This window comes from Patescibacteria group bacterium, assembly GCA_041665585.1.
GTDB lineage: Bacteria > Patescibacteriota > Gracilibacteria > JAHISY01 > JAHISY01 > JAHISY01.
Map to the genome: position 1 here is coordinate 18,080 of JBAYIN010000007.1, position 18,000 is coordinate 36,079.

The following is an 18,000-nucleotide window of genomic DNA, read 5'->3' on the forward strand; positions in this document are numbered from 1 at the left end:
TTGATTAAGTTTAATTTTTTAGCCTAAATTTAGGCCTTCGGCGCATCCAATTTCGCCGCAGTCAAAATTTTTGTTTTGCCATCTTGGAGCGTCTGGCTGACTGGGACGACCTGATCCACTTTGGCAGTCAGGTCTTGCGCGACGGAACCGAGCTTCGCGCCGGACTGAACTACCTGCGGCGGCAATTTGTCCGCGACTTGATTTAATTTTTCTTGCGCCACCGCTGAAATTTTTTCAGCAGCTGCATCTTTTTTTTCTGCAATTTTTTGCACAGCCTTATCTTTCGCTTCAGTCGCAAGCACTGTTCCACGCGCTTTGGCATCCGCCAGGAGCGCTTCGCCCTCTTGTTTCCCAACCTCTTCGAGATTTTGACCGATTGCAGCGAAGGCAGATTTGAAAGACATTTTATTGGGGTTAATTTTTATTTTTAAATTTCGCCAGCTTGTTGTAAGGTGCGCAGAATCTCTTCCTCGTCGTAATCATCTTCGTCGTCATCTCCCGCGGAAGCTTTCAGTTTGTTGGCTTTCGCGACTGCCTGGAGCTGCGCGACACACTTCGTGTCAATCTCGGCGACACGCGCGGAGTGCGCATCGCGTTCCTGGCGCAATTCGCGTTCGCCATTTTTCAGAATCGCAGCGAGATCGTTTTTCGCCTGCTCGGAAAGCCGGTCGAAATTTGTGAGCCAAAACGACCGCTCGCCGTCCGAGATAACCTCGGCATCAGAGAGCAGGTTGTAAAGTTTTTTGGCATCGGTCGTTTTGGTTTTTACAGTCATATTTTATTTTGTTAGTGTGTAATGCGCCGTAGTTCGCCGTGGCGAACGAAGGCGTATGGTCTGCATTTTTAGTAAAGTTATCGCGTCATTTTACCATTTTTAGCCTGAAATTTCAATTACTGCTCGCGACCGCGAATCCATCGAAGGCGCGTGAACTCAGTGCCGCGCTCGCTGATTTGGACTGTGAAATCCTGACTCTGAAAGATTTTCCAAAAATAACATTACCGCCGGAAGATGGCGCGGCGTTCGAGGAAAACGCGCGGATCAAAGCGGAATTTTGCTGCGCACAAACAGGACTCCCCGCACTCGCCGACGATTCCGGCATCCTGGTCGAGGCACTGCCGGGCGAGCTCGGCGTGCAGACTGTCCGCTTTGGCGCGGGCGAAAACGCCAGTGACGAGGACTGGCTCGCGCATTTTTTGGCGAGAATGGAGAACAAGAAAAATCGTCGAGCCAAATTTGTTTGTGTCCTGGCTCTGGCAAATCCCCCTGCTCGCTTTGCTCGCCTCCCCTTTTGCCAAAGGGGGATTGAGGGGGGTTTTGGAAAAACGCTTTTTTTTCGCGGCGAAGTGACGGGCGAGATTTTGGAAAAAATCGGCGCGCCGATTTTGCCGCGCATTCCCCTCTCCTCCGTCTTCCGCGCCGACGGTGCCGAGAAAGTTTTTGCTGCTATGAATAAAAGTGAAAAGGCACAATTCAGCCACCGCGGAAAAGCAGTCGAGAAATTGCTAAATTTTTTAGACAAAAATCACTGACAAAAAATTAATTCTGTTGCCATCCCTATAAACCCCCACCTAGCCCTGCCTACCGGCAGGCAGGCTCCCCCGAAGGGGAGGGATTAAGAGAGGTCTCACTTGATTCCTCCTTTCTCTGAGAGGGATCAAAAAGTTAACCCACCACCTAGGTAGTAAGTTAAATTCATTTTCCTAATTCCCCATCCCTCTGGGAGAACTTTATTTCCATCCCCCTCCCTCTGGGAGAAATTTATTTCCATCCCCCTCCCTCTGGGAGGGGTGAGGGGAGGGAGTGAAGACTCCAGCAGTGTTAAAATTCCCGTAATGGACACAGCAACAAAATCCGTTGAACTCGCGAAAATCGCTGCAGAAATAGCGGTTTGTCGCAATTGCAAACTTTGCGAAAAACGCAGCAAGACTGTCCCCGGCTCGGGCAGCCCGAATGCAGAAATTCTTTTCATCGGCGAAGGTCCCGGTAAGTCGGAAGACCTGCAGGGCGAACCCTTCGTCGGTGCGGCGGGAAAATTTTTGAATGAAATGCTCGCCTCCATCGGACTCGCGCGCGCGGATATTTTCATCGCCAATGTCGTGAAGTGTCGTCCGCCAGAAAATCGCGATCCCGAGCCAATCGAAGTCGAAACTTGCTGGCCTTTCCTCGCTCGGCAAATTGAGATTATCCAGCCAAAATTAATCGCAACACTCGGTCGACATTCGATGAATCGTTTCTTGCCGGGACTCAAAATCTCAGCCGCACACGGTCAGCCCAAACGCCGCCAAGACGGACAAGTTTTTTTACCGCTTTATCATCCTGCCGCCGCGCTGTATTCGCCGAGTCAAAGAATCGTACATCTCGCCGATTTTGCTAAAATTCCGGCGATTCTAAAAAAATTGGAGAGTCGGTCGACTAATTTTTAAAAAATAAAAAGTTTTGTTCCATGTTTCAAGCTCCAAGTTCCAAGTCGTATCTTCTCGGACTCACCCTCCTCGCCGTGCTCGGCTGGAGCGCGCTCGCAATCGTAATTTTGCGACTCGACCCATTTACCTCGACGGCGCTCGCCGTGCCATTTTTCCTCGCTGCACTTTTCCTCGCGCTCGTCGGCACGCTGACGCTCACCGGCTTTTATTTTCGCGTCTGGTTTCGACGAGGTGAAATTTACCTGCAACACATTTCAATCGCGCTTCGGCAGTCAATTTTTCTAACGATTGCCATCGAAGTCGCGCTTGTTTTCCAAATCTTACGAATCCTGACTTGGTGGGACGGCATACTAATTGCAGCGGCAGTCGGGCTTGTCGAAATTTATTTTTCCGCGAAAGACTAGCAATTGAAAATTTAACATTTAATATTTTAAAATTTGTTTCGCAATGATTGAAAAATTGAAGACGCTCTCTGTCGAAGCCCTCGCGAAAATCGCCGCTTCGACGGATACCGAAAGCCTACGCGCCGTCGAGCTGGAATTTCTCGGTCGCAAAGGTCGGCTGACGGAAATCCTGCGCGGACTGAAAGATCTGTCAGGCGAGGAGAAAGGTCAAGTCGGCAAACTTTCGAATGAAGTCAAAATCGAAATCGAGTCAGCCATCGCCGCGAAATTCGGCGAACTCGAACACGCGAAATTCGCGAAGCTCGCCGAGACGGAATGGATCGATCCGACTCAGCCCGGTGAAAAAACGGAACGCGGCACGCTCCATCCGCTCACGCAATTCATTCGCGAGGCCGAAAAAGTTTTCGAAAAAATGGGTTTCGCCGTCGCGACCGGCCCGCAGATTGAGGACGATTTTCACAATTTCACTGCGCTCAATATCCCCGCCGATCACCCCGCCCGCGATTCACAGGACACTTTGTTTCTCGAGAATGCGGATGGAAAAATGCTGCGGACGCAAACTTCGAGCGTCCAAATTCGCTGGATGCAAGAACACAAACCGCCATTTCGCATCGTCGCGCCCGGTCGCGTTTTTCGCAAAGATGATTTCGACGCGTCGCATTCGCCGATGTTTCACCAGCTCGAAGGCTTGGTCGTCGACAGGGACATTTCGCTCGCAAATATGAAAGCCGTGATGGAAGAAGCCGTCCGCCAGCTCATCAATCCTGACGCGAAATTTCGTTTTCGCACGAGCTATTTTCCCTTCGTCGAACCCGGGCTCGAGATGGACATGAGCTGCACGATTTGCAGCGGTAAAGGTTGTGCCGCCTGCAAAAAAACCGGCTGGATCGAAATCGTCGGTTGCGGTCTCGTCCACCCGAATGTTTTGAAAAATGTCGGCGTCGATGCGACGCAGTGGAGCGGCTTCGCCTTCGGCTTCGGGCTCGATCGCATGGTGATGCTGCGCCACGAGATCAAAGATCTGCGACTGGTCTTCGAGAATGATTTGAGATTTTTACAGCAATTCTAAGAGTTCGTAGTTGATAGACAGTAGTTAATAGAATCTTCTATTAACTACCAACTACAAACTAATTTTGGTGGAGCTGAGGGGATTTGAACCCCTGACCCCTTCCATGCCATGGAAGTGCTCTAGCCAACTGAGCTACAGCCCCAGATTTTCGTGATATAAAACCGCTTGAACCCTGACCCTCCCGATGACCGTCGGGATGCTCTAGCCAACTGAGGGACGAAGTCCAGCCTTCGGCTCGGTAGCCCCAAACAGTTTTTAGTTACTAGTTTCGTTAGAAAAAGTGGATGGATTTTAAATTTTGTAGGCGCATCGCGCAACTGCTTTCGTTGGAAAATAAATTCCAAATTCTAAATTCTAAAAATCTCCCCAACCCTGCCTACCAGCAGGCATGCCCTCTTTGCCAAGAGGGACTCTTGAAACTGCTATTTTGTAGTTCCCTCCTTTCGCAAAGGAGGGTTAGGGAGGATTTCGGACGCTAATTTGCTAAAATCCCGGCATGATTGATTTCCAAAAACTTCGCTCCAATCCGCAAGATTTTGCCGCGGCAGTCACCCGCAAAGGCGGAAAAATAGATGTGGACGAATTACTCGAGCTCGACGACGAGCGACGAGAATTGTTGCAAAGAGTGGAAAATTTGCGGCGCACGCAAAACGAAGCAAACCAAAAAATCGCGAGCGCGAAAGACCCTGCCCTGCGCTCGAAATTGATTGAAGAGATGAAAGGTGTCGCGAGCGACTTGAAAAATTACGAAGAACAGCTCGCCCGCGCGCAAAAATCCTTCGACAAAAAATTACTCGAGATTCCGAACCCCCCGGACAAGTCCGCGCCCGACGGCGGCGAAGACGATGCCGTCACACTGCGCCAGGTCGGCGCGATTCGCAATTTCGAATTTGTACCGCGCGATCATGCCGAGCTCGGCGAAATCTGTGACCTCATCGACACGCGCCGCGGCGTGAAAGTTTCCGGCTCGCGTTTTTATTATTTGAAAAATGAAGCCGTCATACTCGAATTCGCGCTCGCGCAGTTCGCGCTGGAAATCCTACAAAACAAGGGTTTTACGCCGATGATTACACCGACGCTCGTTCATGAAAAAGCGATGGTCGCGACCGGCTTCTTCCCGAATGAGAAGATGAACATTTACGAAGTGAATCCGTCGAGCGAGACGAATGCCGAAGGCGACGATTTGTTTTTGACTGGCACGAGCGAAGTACCGCTCACGATGTTTCACGCCGATGAAATTTTGGAAGGCGATTTGCCAAAAAGATATGTCGGCTGGTCGACCTGCTACCGCCGCGAGGCGGGCGCGTACGGCAAAGACACGAAGGGTATTTTCCGCGTCCATCAATTCGACAAGCTTGAAATGTTTTCGTTTTGCGATCCAGAGAAATCCTGGGACGAACACGCTTTCCTCGTCAGTGTACAGGAAGAAATTTTGCAGCAACTCGGACTACCCTACCGCGCAGTCAATATCGCCGCGGGCGATCTCGGCGCACCAGCGGCGAAGAAGATCGATCTCGAAGTCTGGATTCCAACTGAGAAAAGATTTCGTGAATTGACGAGCTGCTCGAATTGCACTGATTTCCAAGCCCGCCGCGCGAAGATTCGTTTTCGCGGTGACAGCGGCACGGAATTCGTCCACACGCTGAATGGCACGGCAATCGCGATGACCAGAATGTTGGTCGCGATTTTCGAGAATTACCAACTCGCGAATGGTGGTATCGAGATCCCCGAAGCCCTGCGCAAATGGGTCGGTAAAAATGTGATTGCGGCGAAGAATTAAAGTATGGAAAATCTTTCGCCTGAGCGACGAACTGAAAACTCGAATTGCGAGACTAATCTCAGGCTTGAGTTGGAAAAATTTTCGAATTTTCAAGTTTCGTAATTTACGAAATAATTTCCAAGTTCCAGTTTTCAACAAGCTAAAGACTTAAAGACTTAATGACTTAATAACTCAAAGACTTAACCAAAATCATCCTGAGCACACTCATTGTCATCGTGAGTTGTTTGCTGGGACTCGCGCTCGTAAAATCACTCGAATCGATTGACGCCTATTATTCGCTGGCTTTTTCGTAAAAATACAAACTGCGGGAAAATTAATTGAGCGCAGTCAGCGACTCACTCGCGGTCTCGAGCACATCGAGATAATTCAAATCTGCAATAGCGAAACGCAAACTCTTGGTCGCAGTCAGCGCCGCATAAATCACGGTCTCGGTTTTTTCAGTTGTTTTGATACCGAAGTCGAAAGCATTGCCGCTCATGATCTGGACGGTCAAAACTGCAATCCCGGCCGGAAAGGGCTCATCGGAAAATTCAAACTTGGTCATGTTCGCTTTTTGCCAGTACCAGTCTTTCGGATACTGGAAAGAAAAACCATTTGAGTAATCCGTGAAAAGGCGGAAGCCTTCGGAGACATTGGTGACGATTTCTCCGCGCGTATTCACAATCATCTGTGCCTTGCCAGCCGCCGTGTCGGCGCCTTCGACGACGAGCCAATCCTGCTCGACACCTACTTTGAAAAAAGCCTGCATCTCAGCTGCGACTTTGCCATCTTGAATCGTGTAGGTGAAAAGTAAGCGCCGCGTTTGCTGCTGACCTTGCCCGGCAGAAAAAATCGCGTAAACGAAATTCGGATCGACGAAGGCCAGCTGGTCGAGCTGCCATGTGCCACTGGTGGCTGCTTCAGGCGAGAGCGCATTGATATTCGCAGAAAGATAATCAAAAACTTTTTGTTCCTCACCCGAAAGCTGACTCGCTGTCGCGGTCGCCTCGGGCAGCGTGATTGTCGGCTCGACCGTGGTATCGACTCGGCGCCACATCGCGGCGCGCGTACCCGCGTCGACGAGAATCCAGGTATCAGGCGTGCCGGGCTTCTTGGCATCACGGTCGCCGTAATACCAACCGCGCTGCAGCTCGCCTGCGGAAATCGAGGGCAAGCTATTGTTCGCCGCAATCTGATCAGAAGTCACTGCTGTCGTCGTGATCGTCGTGGTCGCTGCGACGCAGATACCACCGGCATCGGGATAATTGCCGGAAAGTCGGCAAGTCATTCCAGTCGCGCAACCGATTGCCGCGATCCCGCCACAAAATTCGCCCTTCGCAGCAGCGCCGGCGACCGCTGTCGACGCGACATTGGTGCCGGTCGTGTCGACGCCAGCGACGACCAGGCTCTGCACAATCTCGAGATAGTAATTGCGATTCCGCGCGCGATTCTCTGTGGAATTGTCATACCACGCGAGTGTGAAAATCTGCGCCCCATCGCCGAGGTAAATCACCGAACCGGTCGTATTTTGAAATTGATAGCCCATGAGCCCCGCGACCGAAACACGACGCAGCGCATCCGCAGTGTAATTGTAATTATCAATCAGCCACTCGGAAAGCTCTTGTTTCGTAGAGTTTTCGAGCACGACAACCTCGATAACCTTTTCCTCGGAATCGTAAAACGCGACTCCGCGCCGCGTCTGAGTCGGCGTGAGCTCGGTCGGATATTTCACTGAGAAGCCGAATTGCTCGTCGGAAAATTTTTCGTACTGGGCCGTCGTCCCAGCCGCCGTAGTACTGAGCGGCGTGACTGTCACCACTTTCATGATTTGCAAATTGCCTTCAGTCGTCGGCGAGACGATCCCTTCAACTTCGACGCTTTCACCGACGAAATCACCGAGGTCAATCTGCGGACTAGCCGCCTCGAGCAACGCGACGAGCGCGCCGTCTTTTTCGAGACGATGGGTCCCCTGCTGGTAAATCGAAGCACCCAGCTTCTGGACGATACCTTGCATGGTTTGGAAAGCGACTCCTTCAGTCGCAGTCGTGTCCACGGGATCATCGCCGCAGCCGAAAAGCGCGAGCGGAGCGAGCGCGATCAAAATCGCGAGCAGAAACTTTTTCATTTTGGGGGAAATTATGCGAGCAAATTTTAACTTGTTGCGACCATTTCTCAAATTTCAACAAAAAAAACTTACTCCTTACAAACTTAGTTCTTAGTCCTTATTACTTAACACTTATTACTTAATACTTAATCTCGCCGCCTTCGTAGCCGCAACCATCTCGGCTAGGCCTTTTTCAGATTCTTCGAAAGTCCGTGTCTTGAGTCCGCAATCCGGATCGACCCAGATCTGCTCCGGTCGGAAAAAGGTCAAAGCCTTGGCAATGTATTCTTCAATCTTCGCCTGCGGCGTAATCTTGTGCGTGTGCACATCGTAGACGCCGAGTCCGACATCCTGCGGGAATTCATGACCGCGCAGCTGCTCGAGTAATTCGAAGTCACGACCGGCAAATTCGAGGTCAATCTGATCGACCGGCAGCAAGTGAATTTTGGGAGCGAGAAATTCGAAAGCCCCGTAGCAAATGTGCGTGATTGAGTACATTTCGAGTCCGTCCAAAACCAAGCGCAAACCTTCCGCCGCGAGCTCGATCTCGTCCGAGCGAACTGAAAGCGCCGGCTCGTCCACCTGAATAATTTTGCAACCCGCTTGCATGAGCTCGATTGCCTCCTGACGCAGCACCTTGGCGAAAGCGCGCACGACTTCTTCACGGCTGCCGTAAAATTCATTGAAGCTCCAATCCATCATCGTGTACGGTCCGGTCAGCATACCCTTCACCGGTTTGGAAGTTAATTTTTGGGCGTACTCGAAAAAGTGTTTTGTCATCGGCTCACGAAATTCAATCGCGCTGACGATGCGTGGTTTTTTGTAATAACGATTGCCGTACGAACGGACTGGCTCGGAAATTTTGAAGCCGTTCATTTTTTCGGCGAAGAAAGTCGCCATGTCGCCGCGTTCCGCTTCGCCGTCGACGAGGACATCGAGTCCGACGCGTTCCTGGAGCAGGATAAATTCGCGCGTCGCCTGCTCTTCCAACGCGAGCAGGGCTTCGCGGGAAATTTCATTTCTGTAAAATTGCGCGCGCGCAGTCGCGAGATACTCCGGCTTCGGAAACGAGCCGACCGAGGTCGTCGGAAGAAGCGGTAAATTCAGGTCAATTTTCATTTCAAATTTTTAACATTTTGTAAAAGTGCAATTTTCGCCAGCGCGATTTCGTGCGGCAGATATTCGACATGACTCGTCGTCGCGAAAATAATTTCGGCGGTAGGAAATTTTTGCAGTGCCTCAGCGCGACGAGCGGCGAGAACTTCCAGGCTTTCCAATTTGGTTTCGCGCGAATCGACGATGCCGACTTGCAGGAGTGGAGTCGCGAGACTCACAATCTCGCAAGGTTTGGAGCAATCAATTCCAATCCCGACTTTCGCCACGAGCAAACTGTCTGCCGTCGCCTGGGAAAAATTGCGGAAATAAGTCGTGACCAGAATCTTGGTTTTGAGCTCACCGAACTTGGAATAAATTGCTGTGATTTCAGCGACATCAACTTGATTCCAGCTAAGCTCTGGCTCATGGATTTCGATAATTTCCGCACCCGCCTCAACCAATTTCTGCGCTTCGAGCAGTAAATTCGCCGCCAAGACCGAGCGTAATTTTTTCGCGTCGTGATAAAAATTATCGACACAAGCTGCCGCGAAAGTGAAGACTCCCGGCAAGGTCGCTTTTTTCGCGCCAAATTCTTTGGCGATTGCGAAATCCGCCGCCGCATGCGACGCGGTGAAAACAAGCTCGCCTTCGACGACCGGCTCGCCGTACAGAGTATTCGTGTCGTAAAAACGGTGAATACCACGGCGCGTCAGTCCCTGCCAACTTTTGACGAAAGGCGAAAAAAGATCGGTCCAGCGAATCAATCCGTCCGTCGGCAAGTCGATGCCCGCAGCAATTTGCTCGACGACCGCACGCTCGATGTTTTTTTGGATGATGGTTTCGATTGCCGCGATGTCGATTTCGTCACGGTCAAATTTGTGTAAATTCGCGCGCAACGACGGCGCAGTCCCACCGATTTTCGGGAAAATTCCGGTCGTGCTTGTGGAAATTTGAGTCATTAAAAAATTAACAGCCGTGTGATTTTAACGGAATCTTGGGAAAACTCAATCAGCGAATTGGTTTCACATTGACGATCGGATAGTCCTTCTGAATGCCAGAAAGACTGACCGCGAAACAAGCCTGACCAGCCACATGCTGCCAAGCCGGATCACTGTAATCATCATCGTCCGGTGTCGCAAGCTCGAAATTGGCGCACAGCGTGTAATTCGAAGAATCAATCATCGTGAATTCGTACTGCTGCCCGGAAACCGGATCGAGTAAAACATCTTCATCAAGCTTGCCGTCAGCAGCAAGCACATCTAGATTTTGCGGCAGTGTGGAATTCAAATTGTAAAGATCGGTGACTGCCCAAGAAATCTGTTGCAAATCCTGAATGCGTGCATCGTCCTCGCGCAAAGCGCGCGCTCGCGCCGGTGAATCAAGCAAGGAAAAAGCAATCACCAGACAAGCTGCGGTGACCACGAGAAAAGCAATGCCGAAAGTGCGAATCGTCAGATCGCGCGCAAAATTCTTGCGCTTCAGATCGAAGAAATAGTACGCTCCGAATCCGCCGACAATCGCGAAAATCGTCGCAGCTTTGAGCGAAAATTTGAGTGTGATTTCGCCGGAAAGAAAAGAATTCAGCGTCGTAATGAGATCGCCGACCGCGACCGCGACCGCGATGAAAATCGCGATGTAAGTCAGCCATTTACGAATTCCCGATTCCGGATCGAGCTGACCTTTCGCCAGGTCGGAATTGATTTTACGCGTCGCAAGATAGTAAATCGGCGCAGAAATAATGAGCGCCGAGATCGCGAAACGCAGAATCGACTGGAGATAATCGCCCGAATAGCTCGAAGTAGTTTCGACGAGTGTATGATTAATGAGCTGGAAAATAACTTGACCAATCGCGGTCGCGACGAAGCCCAGCGCGAAAAAAGCGATCAGGTAAAAGAACGCGTGTTTCGCGTGGTCTGAATTTTTGGTCATTTTGGTGGGGTTAATTCGTAAACTATTTTAACAAAAACAAAAAACACAGGCGACAAAAAAACCCGTAGGTGACATTCGCGAATGTCGTCTACTCGCGACTCGCAAATTTTTAATACTTGGCGAAATGCGCAAAAGCTTTGTTGGAGGCCGCCATGCGATGTGAATCTTCTTTCTTCTTCACGGCCGGACCCTCACCTTTCGCCGTCTCGAGAATGACGGAAGCGAGCTTGAGATGCATCGGACGACCTTTGGCTCCGCGCGCCGCGTCGAGAATCCAGCGCATCGCGAGGATGCGTTGGCGATTGGCATTGACCTCGATCGGCACTTGGTAGACCGCGCCACCGACGCGTTTCGGGCGGACTTCCATCGCCGGCGAAGCATTTTCAATCGCGAGGACGAAAATTTCCTCTGGCTTGCCCTCGCCTTTCTTTTTTACTTCTTCCAGCATTTTACGAAAAATCTCACGAGCAATGGATTTCTTGCCGTGCAACATGAGACAGTTGATGAATTTTTCTTGGAGCGGATCGGCACCTGGAAGCAGGTCGCCTTTGAACGGAATGCCGTTCACAAGTTTGCGTTTCATGGAAAGAGATTAAAGATTACTAATTAATTCACCTTTAAATCGGGAAATAATTTGTTGGCAGATTTTAAGGGAATCCTGGGGAAATGCAAATTATTTGACCACCTATTCTGCTGTCACAATTTTGGCATCAACTCCGCGCCTGGATAGACCAACGATAATTTTTTGAATAATGGCGTCTCCTAAAAAGTAGGCTTGATTGACCGGAATAGATAATATTCCATCATCACTAATTTCTGGCGCACGAACCGTCGAGACATCCAATCTTCCAAGTAAACCTCCGATTCTGTCTCGTGCCATTGGATATTGATATTTAATCAATACTTTAAGTTTTATCTGAGGTGTCTCTCGTTGGGTTGTGGGCATAAGAAAGCAAAATATCAAGATGAGAATCTAATCGATACACAACCACAAAGTCAAATTTTGATTGCGCAAAAAAAGCTAAAAGAAGCCTAAAAGTTAACTCACCACCTAGGTGGTGAGTTAACAACTACTCAGTTCAAAGCGTTAACCCACCAGATATCTGGTGGGTTAACTTTTAGCAATAATCACAATGAGCAAACGAGAGTGGATAAAAAAAATAGAGACGAGGCATGCCTCGTCTCTACCGCTTTTTACTTAGTCCTTACTCCTTAAAACTTAATCCTTACAAACTTATTTCTTCTTCTCGGCCTTCGGGCGTTTCGCACCGTAGAGCGAGCGGCTCTGTTTGCGATTCGCGACACCGGTCGTATCGAGCACACCGCGAATGATGTGGTATTTCACACCAGGAAGATCCTTCACGCGACCGCCACGAATCATCACGACGGAATGCTCTTGGAGATTGTGACCCTCGCCCGGAATGTACGCGATCACTTCGTAGCCATTGGTAAGACGCACGCGCGCGACTTTTCGCACGGCGGAGTTTGGTTTCTTCGGCGTCGTCGTGTAGACACGCACACAGACTCCCCGCTTCTGCGGACAGCCCAGTTTCATTTCGCGCGTCGTCGATTTCAATGAGTTCGAGATGAACTGCATCGCTGGCGACTTAGATTTGCGGCGCGGTGTCTTGCGTGACTTGCGAACGAGTTGGTTGATGGTTGGCATAATAATTTAAAATTGAAAATTTAAGATTTAGTTGCGGGATTCTAATCAATTTTGATGATTTCAACAATCGAGTTATTGAATCATTTGCTTATTGAATCATTGAATCATTTACTTATTAGATTATTGAATTATTGCTAAAGCGTAAGTGCTTCAGGATGCATTTTTTGATAGGTTTTACCGGCTGGAATGAGTTTACCGATGATGACATTTTCTTTCAGGCCATGCAGGATATCAATCTTCTTCGTAGTCGAAGCTTCGACCAAGACGCGAATTGTTTCTTGGAAGGATGCCGCTGAGAGCCATGAATCCGTGTGGAGTGAGACACGCGTGAGTCCGAGCAAAAGATTTTCGGCGGAGGCGGGTTTCTTGCCAGCTTCGACGAGCGCGGCATTCGTGTTTTTTAATTTGACTGAATCGGTGACCTCGCCCGGAAGGAAAGTCGTGTCGCCCGAATCAATCACGCGCACTTTCGAGAACATTTGGCGGACAATCACTTCGACATGTTTGTCGTTGATGGATTGACCCTGCGCGGTGTAGATCGATTGAACTTCTTTGACGATGTAATTTTGGACGGTCTTGATGTCAGTCAGCTCCATCATCTTGCGAAGATTGAGATGACCGATCGTGAGCGGCGCACCAGCACTGACGAGATCGCCAGTTCGCACCGCGAGACCCACGCGCGGAGGAATTTCGTATTCGCGTTCATTGCCCTTCGTGTGGGAAATGACAATTTCTTTGTCGGTGATTTTTTCAATTACGCCCGCATTCTGCGTCTTAATCGTGAGGCGATTGCCGATGCCACGCGCGACGATTTGTTTCGCTTTGACCTTTTCGCCAATCTTGATATCCGGCGTGAATCCCGCGAGCAAATAGCGGTCGAAACTTTCACCACTCGCGGTAATCGTGACGAGCGTTTGATTGTCTTTCTTGTGAACTTTGACCTTGCCCGAGACTTCGGAAATGACGGCTTCGGCTTTGGGCGCGCGCGCTTCGAATAATTCTTCGACGCGGTTCAAACCCTGCGTGATATCTTCTTCACCGGCGACACCACCCATGTGGAAGGTACGCATGGTGAGCTGTGTGCCCGGTTCGCCGATGGATTGCGCCGCGATGATGCCGACGGCTGTGCCGACTTCGACCGTCGTGTCGCGACCGAGGTCACGACCGTAGCATCTTTGGCAGACGCCATTTTCTGTCTGACAAGTGAGAATCGAACGAATCGCTACGCCGTCAATCTTGAGCTCTTCGATCTTCTGCATCAGCGGACGATCGATCTCCGTCCCCGCGTCCGCGAGCAATTCACCTGTCTTCGGATGAGCGAGCGGTCCGGCGAGCGTGCGACCGAAAAGTGATTCGGCGAAATTCTCACCAATCTTTTCAATTTCCGCGCGGCGTTGAATGACGAAATCTTTGGAACCGCAGTCGGCTTCGCGGCAAATAATGTCTTGAACGGCGTCAACGAGACGGCGAGTGAGATAACCAGCTTCGGCAGTTTTCAAAGCGGTGTCGGATTTACCTTTGCGTCCGCCGTGCGTCGCGATGAAGTACTCGAGAATCGTGAAGCCTTCTTTCAAAGAAGATTTCACTGGCAGCTCAATCGTCTTACCAGCCGGATTCGCAACCAAGCCTTTCATACCGGCGAGCTGCGTCACCTGTCCCCAGTTACCACGCGCACCGGAGTCAATCATCGCGAAGATGTCGTTGTCCTCAGGCGTCGCCTTTTGAATTTCTTTGGAAATTTTCTGCTTCGTCTCCGCCCAGACTTTGATCGTGTGGTGGTAGCGTTCGTCGTCAGTGATGAAGCCTTTCCAGTATTGATTGTTGATTTCTTTCACGACTTCGTCGGATGCCTCGACCAAAGCGTGCTTCGCTTCCGGCACGATGACATCGTGCATGGAAATCGAAAGTCCGGATTTGGTTGCAAATTTGAAGCCGATGCGTTTGAGATCGTCAGAGAAACGCACCGCTTTGTCTTGACCGGAAAATTGGACAGCATCACCAATGACTTTTTTCAAAGCCTTTTTGTTCATTACGGTATTGCGGAAGCCCAATTCTTTGGGAACGAAAGAATTGAAAATCAAACGACCGACCGTCGTCTCGTGAATCTCTTCGCCCGCCGCCAAACGACCTTTGACCTTGGCATGCAAATGGACGACACCCAAACGGTACGCATTGACGGCCTCGGAAATGTCGGTGAAAACCATGCCCTCACCAGTCATCCCATCGCGCACGAGCGTCAAATAGTAGCAGCCGAGCACCATGTCCTGCGTCGGTGCCGTCGTCGGCTCACCCGTCGAAGGCTTGAGCATGTTCTGCGTCGCCGCGATTAATTCGGAAGCTTCTTTCTGACCAGCGGTGGAAAGCGGAAGATGGACGGCCATTTGATCGCCATCGAAGTCGGCGTTGAAAGCCGGACAAACGAGCGGATGAATTTGAATCGCTTTGCCTTCGATCAAGACCGGCTGAAAAGCCTGAATACCGAGACGATGCAAAGTCGGCGCACGATTGAGGAGCACTTTTTTACCTTCAATCACTTCCTCGAGTGAATCCCAAACTTCACGGCGATTTTGCTCGATTAATTTTTCGGCGGACTTCACATTGTAAGCCAAATCTTTTTTGATCAGCGCACCGATGACGAATGGTTTGAAAAGTTTGAGCGCCATTTCTTTCGGCAAGCCGCACTCCGTCAAATGCAATTTCGGACCGACGACGATGACGGAACGACCAGAGTAGTCGGTGCGTTTGCCAAGTAAGTTTTGACGGAAACGACCCTGTTTGCCCTTGAGCATGTCGGAGAGCGAACGCAATTTGCGTTTGTCGCCGACGGAGAAAACCGCTTTCGCGCTGCGCGCGGAATTGTGCAGCATCGTATCGACGGCTTCCTGCAACATGCGTTTTTCATTGCGTTGAATGACTTCCGGGGCACCAATCTCAATTAAGCGTTTAAGACGATTGTTGCGATTGATGACGCGGCGATACAGGTCATTCAAATCGGAAGCCGCGAAACGACCGCCATCCAGGTGCACCATCGGACGCAAATCCGGTGGGATAACTGGCAAAACAGTGAGAATCATCCACTCCGGTTTGAGACCCGCCTGCTTGAGCGAACCCGCGAGCTTCAGCCGTTTAATGGTTTTTTTGTACTTCTGACCCGTCGCCTTTTTGAGTTCGGCGGTGCGCAGCTTGATGAATTCGTCGAGATTGATCTCGGCGATGATTTCACGAATCGCTTCCGCGCCGATCCCAGCCGCGAAAACATGACCGAATTTCATCGAGAGATCGCGGTAATTTAATTCGGAAATGACTTTGCCGACCGCGAGATTCTGGAGCTGTTCTTTCGAGACATGGTACTGCTCGCTGATTTCTTCGACGGCACTGACTGCCTCATCTTCGAGCGCGGTGATTTCCTGCGCCGCAATTTCTTTGGCAGTCGCCGCAGATTTGTGGAGCAATTTCATTTCGTTCATTTTGTCTTTGAACTCGTCACGCGCGAGCTTCTGCTGATTCTTGAATTCCTCTTCGAGATCGGCGAGTGCTTTTTCGCGTCCGGCCTCATCGACGGATTTGACGATGTACGCTGCGAAATAGACGACCTGCTCGAGCGTCTTGACTGGCAAGTCTAAAAGCAAACCGACACGGCTCGGCGTCGAGCGCAGATACCAGATGTGTGTCACCGGGACAGCGAGCTTGATGTGACCCATGCGCTCACGGCGCACGACAGAACGCGTCACTTCGACGCCGCACTTTTCGCAGACGACACCGCGGTAGCGCACGCGCTTGTATTTGCCGCAGTAGCATTCCCAGTTCTTCGACGGGCCAAAAATCTTTTCACAGAAAAGTCCGTCGCGTTCCGGTTTTTGCGTGCGGTAATTGATGGTCTCCGGCTTCGTGACCTCGCCGTAACTCCACGAGTAGATTTGCTCGGGTGAAGCAATCGACACGGAAATCGCGTCAAAGGCTTGGAGTTTGTCGCGGTCGAGGGTTGGATCGTTTGGCATGAAATTAATTTAAAATTTAGGATTTAAAATTTAAAATTTTTATCGACTCTTCAAATATTGATAAATCGCAACCGCAACTTCATTCCGAGTGAGATTTTGTGATGGTAGTAAAAATCGGCTGCCTCGATTCGGGAAAAGGTCGTATTTCTGGGCCACGCCAGCAAACTGCGCGAACCAAGCATTACTAGAAACATCAGAATAAGTGTAAGGAAGATTCGTAGAAAGATTGAAAGTCTTCGTTAGCATTTTCAGAAACTCCGCTGTATTGACAGTATTAGCAGGTCTGAAAGTGCCATCCGGATTGCCGTTAATAATTCCTTTCTCAGCTGCTTTCATTACAAATTTTTCGTACCACTCGCCAGTCTTCACATCACCAAAGCGACCATTATTTTTCAAATTACCGACCGTAATGCCGCGTGCGAGCAAAAGAAATTTCGCCGCCTCAGCGCGATTGACCGGCTGGCTGCCTTTGAATTCGCCATCCGAGAACCCGCCAATAACTGCGCGACGATAAAGCTCAACTGCCGCTTTGCCTTCGATAGAAGAAATGGAAACATCAGAAAATGGATTCGACGCTGCAGTCGGATTTGTGATGACTACATCTTCGTAACCAGCAGGAGGAATAGTCGTAGTGGTTGTAGATCCAGAAGAAATACAGACTCCGTCTTTGCAACCATTAGGGCAACTATAACCAACAGATTGTAAAAAACCGTTTTCGTCACAATAAGCCTCATTTAATTGATTGTTATTGCTGCTGTCAGCACAACAATCGGAAACTACGCCGTAATTCAGGCTAAGATCTTGTCTCCCAGAGCACTTGTTGCTATCTTCTCCCCAAATTACACCGTTGCCGCCACCATAAATACCTGTCCCCTTTCCTTTCATAAAATAATTTTTCCCTCCATCCGAGTCAGTGCAGGATGTGGATGTTACAGAATTTCCTATTTCAAATTGAGCCTGATAATAGCTTGGCGAGGTAGTTGTAACCTGAATCTTTCCTTTTTTTGTACCATCAAAATATAAGACATATTCATTCATTTCTGTCATCTTGGCTTCGCCACTCAAAACCTTATAGTCGTACTTGGTAAAACGACAATGGGCAACACGCTTACCGTCGCTACCAAGCAACTCAATACTAAACACACCACCAGTATCTGTAACACTACTCATGCAATTATTTATATCTGATTCAGCTGTGATTGGGCTTTGAAGATGTCGACTAATTTCTTCACCATCCTTCCCTACATAAACAGTAAAATCATCTCCATTCGAGACAGAAATATCTAATGAATATTCAGACATTGCTGTTATTTTTGCAGTGCCTGTATTGTTTTCGATTCGATATGTCCCAACTCGACACAGAGCATCTTTCTGAAATGTATTTGAATTGATTAACTCAAGGTGATATTGAAATTCGCTTGGCTGATACATATAAAGCATACAACTTGACCCAAAACTAGCCGCGCTAGCCGTAGAAGGAATGGACGCAAAACCAACCAAAATTATTGCGACAACCCCGACGAGATTTAAGATTTTTTTAATCATAAGAAAG

Annotated in this window: 16 protein-coding genes and 1 tRNA gene; 5 read left to right on the plus strand and 12 right to left on the minus strand. The window is 49.7% G+C overall.

Translation table 11 applies throughout. The annotated features are described in order from the left end of the window. Positions 1-29: 29 nt before the first annotated feature. The gene (locus WCV72_04705) at positions 30-404 is read right to left on the minus strand and encodes a hypothetical protein (protein MFA6458653.1); all 375 of its coding nucleotides are present in this window, start codon (positions 402-404) and stop codon (positions 30-32) included. A gap of 23 nt (positions 405-427) precedes the next feature. After that, positions 428-775, minus strand: a complete 348-nt coding sequence (locus WCV72_04710; protein ID MFA6458654.1) for a hypothetical protein — start codon at positions 773-775, stop codon at positions 428-430. A 38-nt stretch (positions 776-813) separates the two neighbouring features. Between WCV72_04710 and WCV72_04715 the strand changes: the two genes are divergently transcribed. From WCV72_04715 to pheS, 4 genes are all read left to right on the plus strand, one after another. After that, positions 814-1,530: a non-canonical purine NTP pyrophosphatase gene (locus tag WCV72_04715; GenBank protein MFA6458655.1), complete on the plus strand. Its 717-nt coding sequence runs from the start codon at positions 814-816 to the stop codon at positions 1,528-1,530. A 303-nt stretch (positions 1,531-1,833) separates the two neighbouring features. Beyond that, a complete protein-coding gene (locus WCV72_04720; protein MFA6458656.1) occupies positions 1,834-2,424 on the plus strand; it encodes a uracil-DNA glycosylase in 591 nt (196 codons plus the stop codon). A gap of 20 nt (positions 2,425-2,444) precedes the next feature. Further along, on the plus strand, positions 2,445-2,828 hold the full coding sequence (locus tag WCV72_04725; protein ID MFA6458657.1) for a hypothetical protein: 384 nt from the start codon (positions 2,445-2,447) through the stop codon (positions 2,826-2,828). Positions 2,829-2,871: 43 nt separating this feature from the next. After that, on the plus strand, positions 2,872-3,897 hold the full coding sequence (pheS, locus tag WCV72_04730; GenBank protein MFA6458658.1) for a phenylalanine--tRNA ligase subunit alpha: 1,026 nt from the start codon (positions 2,872-2,874) through the stop codon (positions 3,895-3,897). A gap of 65 nt (positions 3,898-3,962) precedes the next feature. Here the strand turns inward: pheS and WCV72_04735 are convergent. Next, positions 3,963-4,039: transfer RNA gene (locus WCV72_04735), tRNA-Ala, on the minus strand. 354 nt (positions 4,040-4,393) lie between these two features. On the opposite strand from WCV72_04735, the gene serS reads away from it, so the two are divergent. Then, the gene (gene serS, locus WCV72_04740) at positions 4,394-5,677 is read left to right on the plus strand and encodes a serine--tRNA ligase (GenBank protein ID MFA6458659.1); all 1,284 of its coding nucleotides are present in this window, start codon (positions 4,394-4,396) and stop codon (positions 5,675-5,677) included. A 313-nt stretch (positions 5,678-5,990) separates the two neighbouring features. Here serS and WCV72_04745 read toward each other — a convergent pair whose 3' ends face one another. From WCV72_04745 to WCV72_04785, 9 genes are all read right to left on the minus strand, one after another. Further along, a complete protein-coding gene (locus WCV72_04745; protein ID MFA6458660.1) occupies positions 5,991-7,781 on the minus strand; it encodes a hypothetical protein in 1,791 nt (596 codons plus the stop codon). Positions 7,782-7,895: 114 nt separating this feature from the next. Then, complete coding sequence (locus WCV72_04750) at positions 7,896-8,879, minus strand: methionine synthase (GenBank protein MFA6458661.1); 984 nt, start codon at positions 8,877-8,879, stop codon at positions 7,896-7,898. Then, entirely contained in the window at positions 8,876-9,814 is a 939-nt protein-coding gene (locus WCV72_04755; protein ID MFA6458662.1) for a hypothetical protein, read from the minus strand. The genes WCV72_04750 and WCV72_04755 overlap by 4 nt, the downstream gene beginning before the upstream one ends. A gap of 49 nt (positions 9,815-9,863) precedes the next feature. Continuing rightward, on the minus strand, positions 9,864-10,784 hold the full coding sequence (locus WCV72_04760) for a DUF5671 domain-containing protein (GenBank protein MFA6458663.1): 921 nt from the start codon (positions 10,782-10,784) through the stop codon (positions 9,864-9,866). A 109-nt stretch (positions 10,785-10,893) separates the two neighbouring features. Further along, positions 10,894-11,367, minus strand: coding sequence for a 30S ribosomal protein S7 (rpsG, locus tag WCV72_04765; GenBank protein ID MFA6458664.1), 474 nt, complete (start codon positions 11,365-11,367; stop codon positions 10,894-10,896). A 102-nt stretch (positions 11,368-11,469) separates the two neighbouring features. Continuing rightward, on the minus strand, positions 11,470-11,685 hold the full coding sequence (locus WCV72_04770) for a hypothetical protein (protein MFA6458665.1): 216 nt from the start codon (positions 11,683-11,685) through the stop codon (positions 11,470-11,472). A 333-nt stretch (positions 11,686-12,018) separates the two neighbouring features. Further along, complete coding sequence (rpsL, locus tag WCV72_04775) at positions 12,019-12,450, minus strand: 30S ribosomal protein S12 (GenBank protein ID MFA6458666.1); 432 nt, start codon at positions 12,448-12,450, stop codon at positions 12,019-12,021. Between the two features lie 134 nt (positions 12,451-12,584). Next, positions 12,585-16,448 (minus strand): DNA-directed RNA polymerase subunit beta', encoded by a 3,864-nt coding sequence (gene rpoC, locus WCV72_04780; GenBank protein MFA6458667.1) that lies wholly within the window; start codon positions 16,446-16,448, stop codon positions 12,585-12,587. A 39-nt stretch (positions 16,449-16,487) separates the two neighbouring features. Next, positions 16,488-17,993 carry an S-layer homology domain-containing protein gene (locus WCV72_04785; GenBank protein MFA6458668.1) on the minus strand — a complete coding sequence of 502 codons (1,506 nt, stop codon included), beginning with the start codon at positions 17,991-17,993 and terminating at the stop codon, positions 16,488-16,490. Between the last annotated feature and the right edge of the window lie 7 nt (positions 17,994-18,000).

Coding starts and splice junctions, on each gene's coding strand:
- WCV72_04705 (MFA6458653.1), bottom strand. CDS start 404: ATGTCTTTCAAATCTGCCTTCGCTGCAATCGGTCAAAATCTCGAAGAG.
- WCV72_04710 (MFA6458654.1), bottom strand. CDS start 775: ATGACTGTAAAAACCAAAACGACCGATGCCAAAAAACTTTACAACCTG.
- WCV72_04720 (MFA6458656.1), top strand. CDS start 1,834: ATGGACACAGCAACAAAATCCGTTGAACTCGCGAAAATCGCTGCAGAA.
- WCV72_04725 (MFA6458657.1), top strand. CDS start 2,445: ATGTTTCAAGCTCCAAGTTCCAAGTCGTATCTTCTCGGACTCACCCTC.
- pheS (MFA6458658.1), top strand. CDS start 2,872: ATGATTGAAAAATTGAAGACGCTCTCTGTCGAAGCCCTCGCGAAAATC.
- serS (MFA6458659.1), top strand. CDS start 4,394: ATGATTGATTTCCAAAAACTTCGCTCCAATCCGCAAGATTTTGCCGCG.
- WCV72_04745 (MFA6458660.1), bottom strand. CDS start 7,781: ATGAAAAAGTTTCTGCTCGCGATTTTGATCGCGCTCGCTCCGCTCGCG.
- WCV72_04750 (MFA6458661.1), bottom strand. CDS start 8,879: ATGAAAATTGACCTGAATTTACCGCTTCTTCCGACGACCTCGGTCGGC.
- WCV72_04755 (MFA6458662.1), bottom strand. CDS start 9,814: ATGACTCAAATTTCCACAAGCACGACCGGAATTTTCCCGAAAATCGGT.
- WCV72_04760 (MFA6458663.1), bottom strand. CDS start 10,784: ATGACCAAAAATTCAGACCACGCGAAACACGCGTTCTTTTACCTGATC.
- rpsG (MFA6458664.1), bottom strand. CDS start 11,367: ATGAAACGCAAACTTGTGAACGGCATTCCGTTCAAAGGCGACCTGCTT.
- rpsL (MFA6458666.1), bottom strand. CDS start 12,450: ATGCCAACCATCAACCAACTCGTTCGCAAGTCACGCAAGACACCGCGC.
- rpoC (MFA6458667.1), bottom strand. CDS start 16,448: ATGCCAAACGATCCAACCCTCGACCGCGACAAACTCCAAGCCTTTGAC.
- WCV72_04785 (MFA6458668.1), bottom strand. CDS start 17,993: ATGATTAAAAAAATCTTAAATCTCGTCGGGGTTGTCGCAATAATTTTG.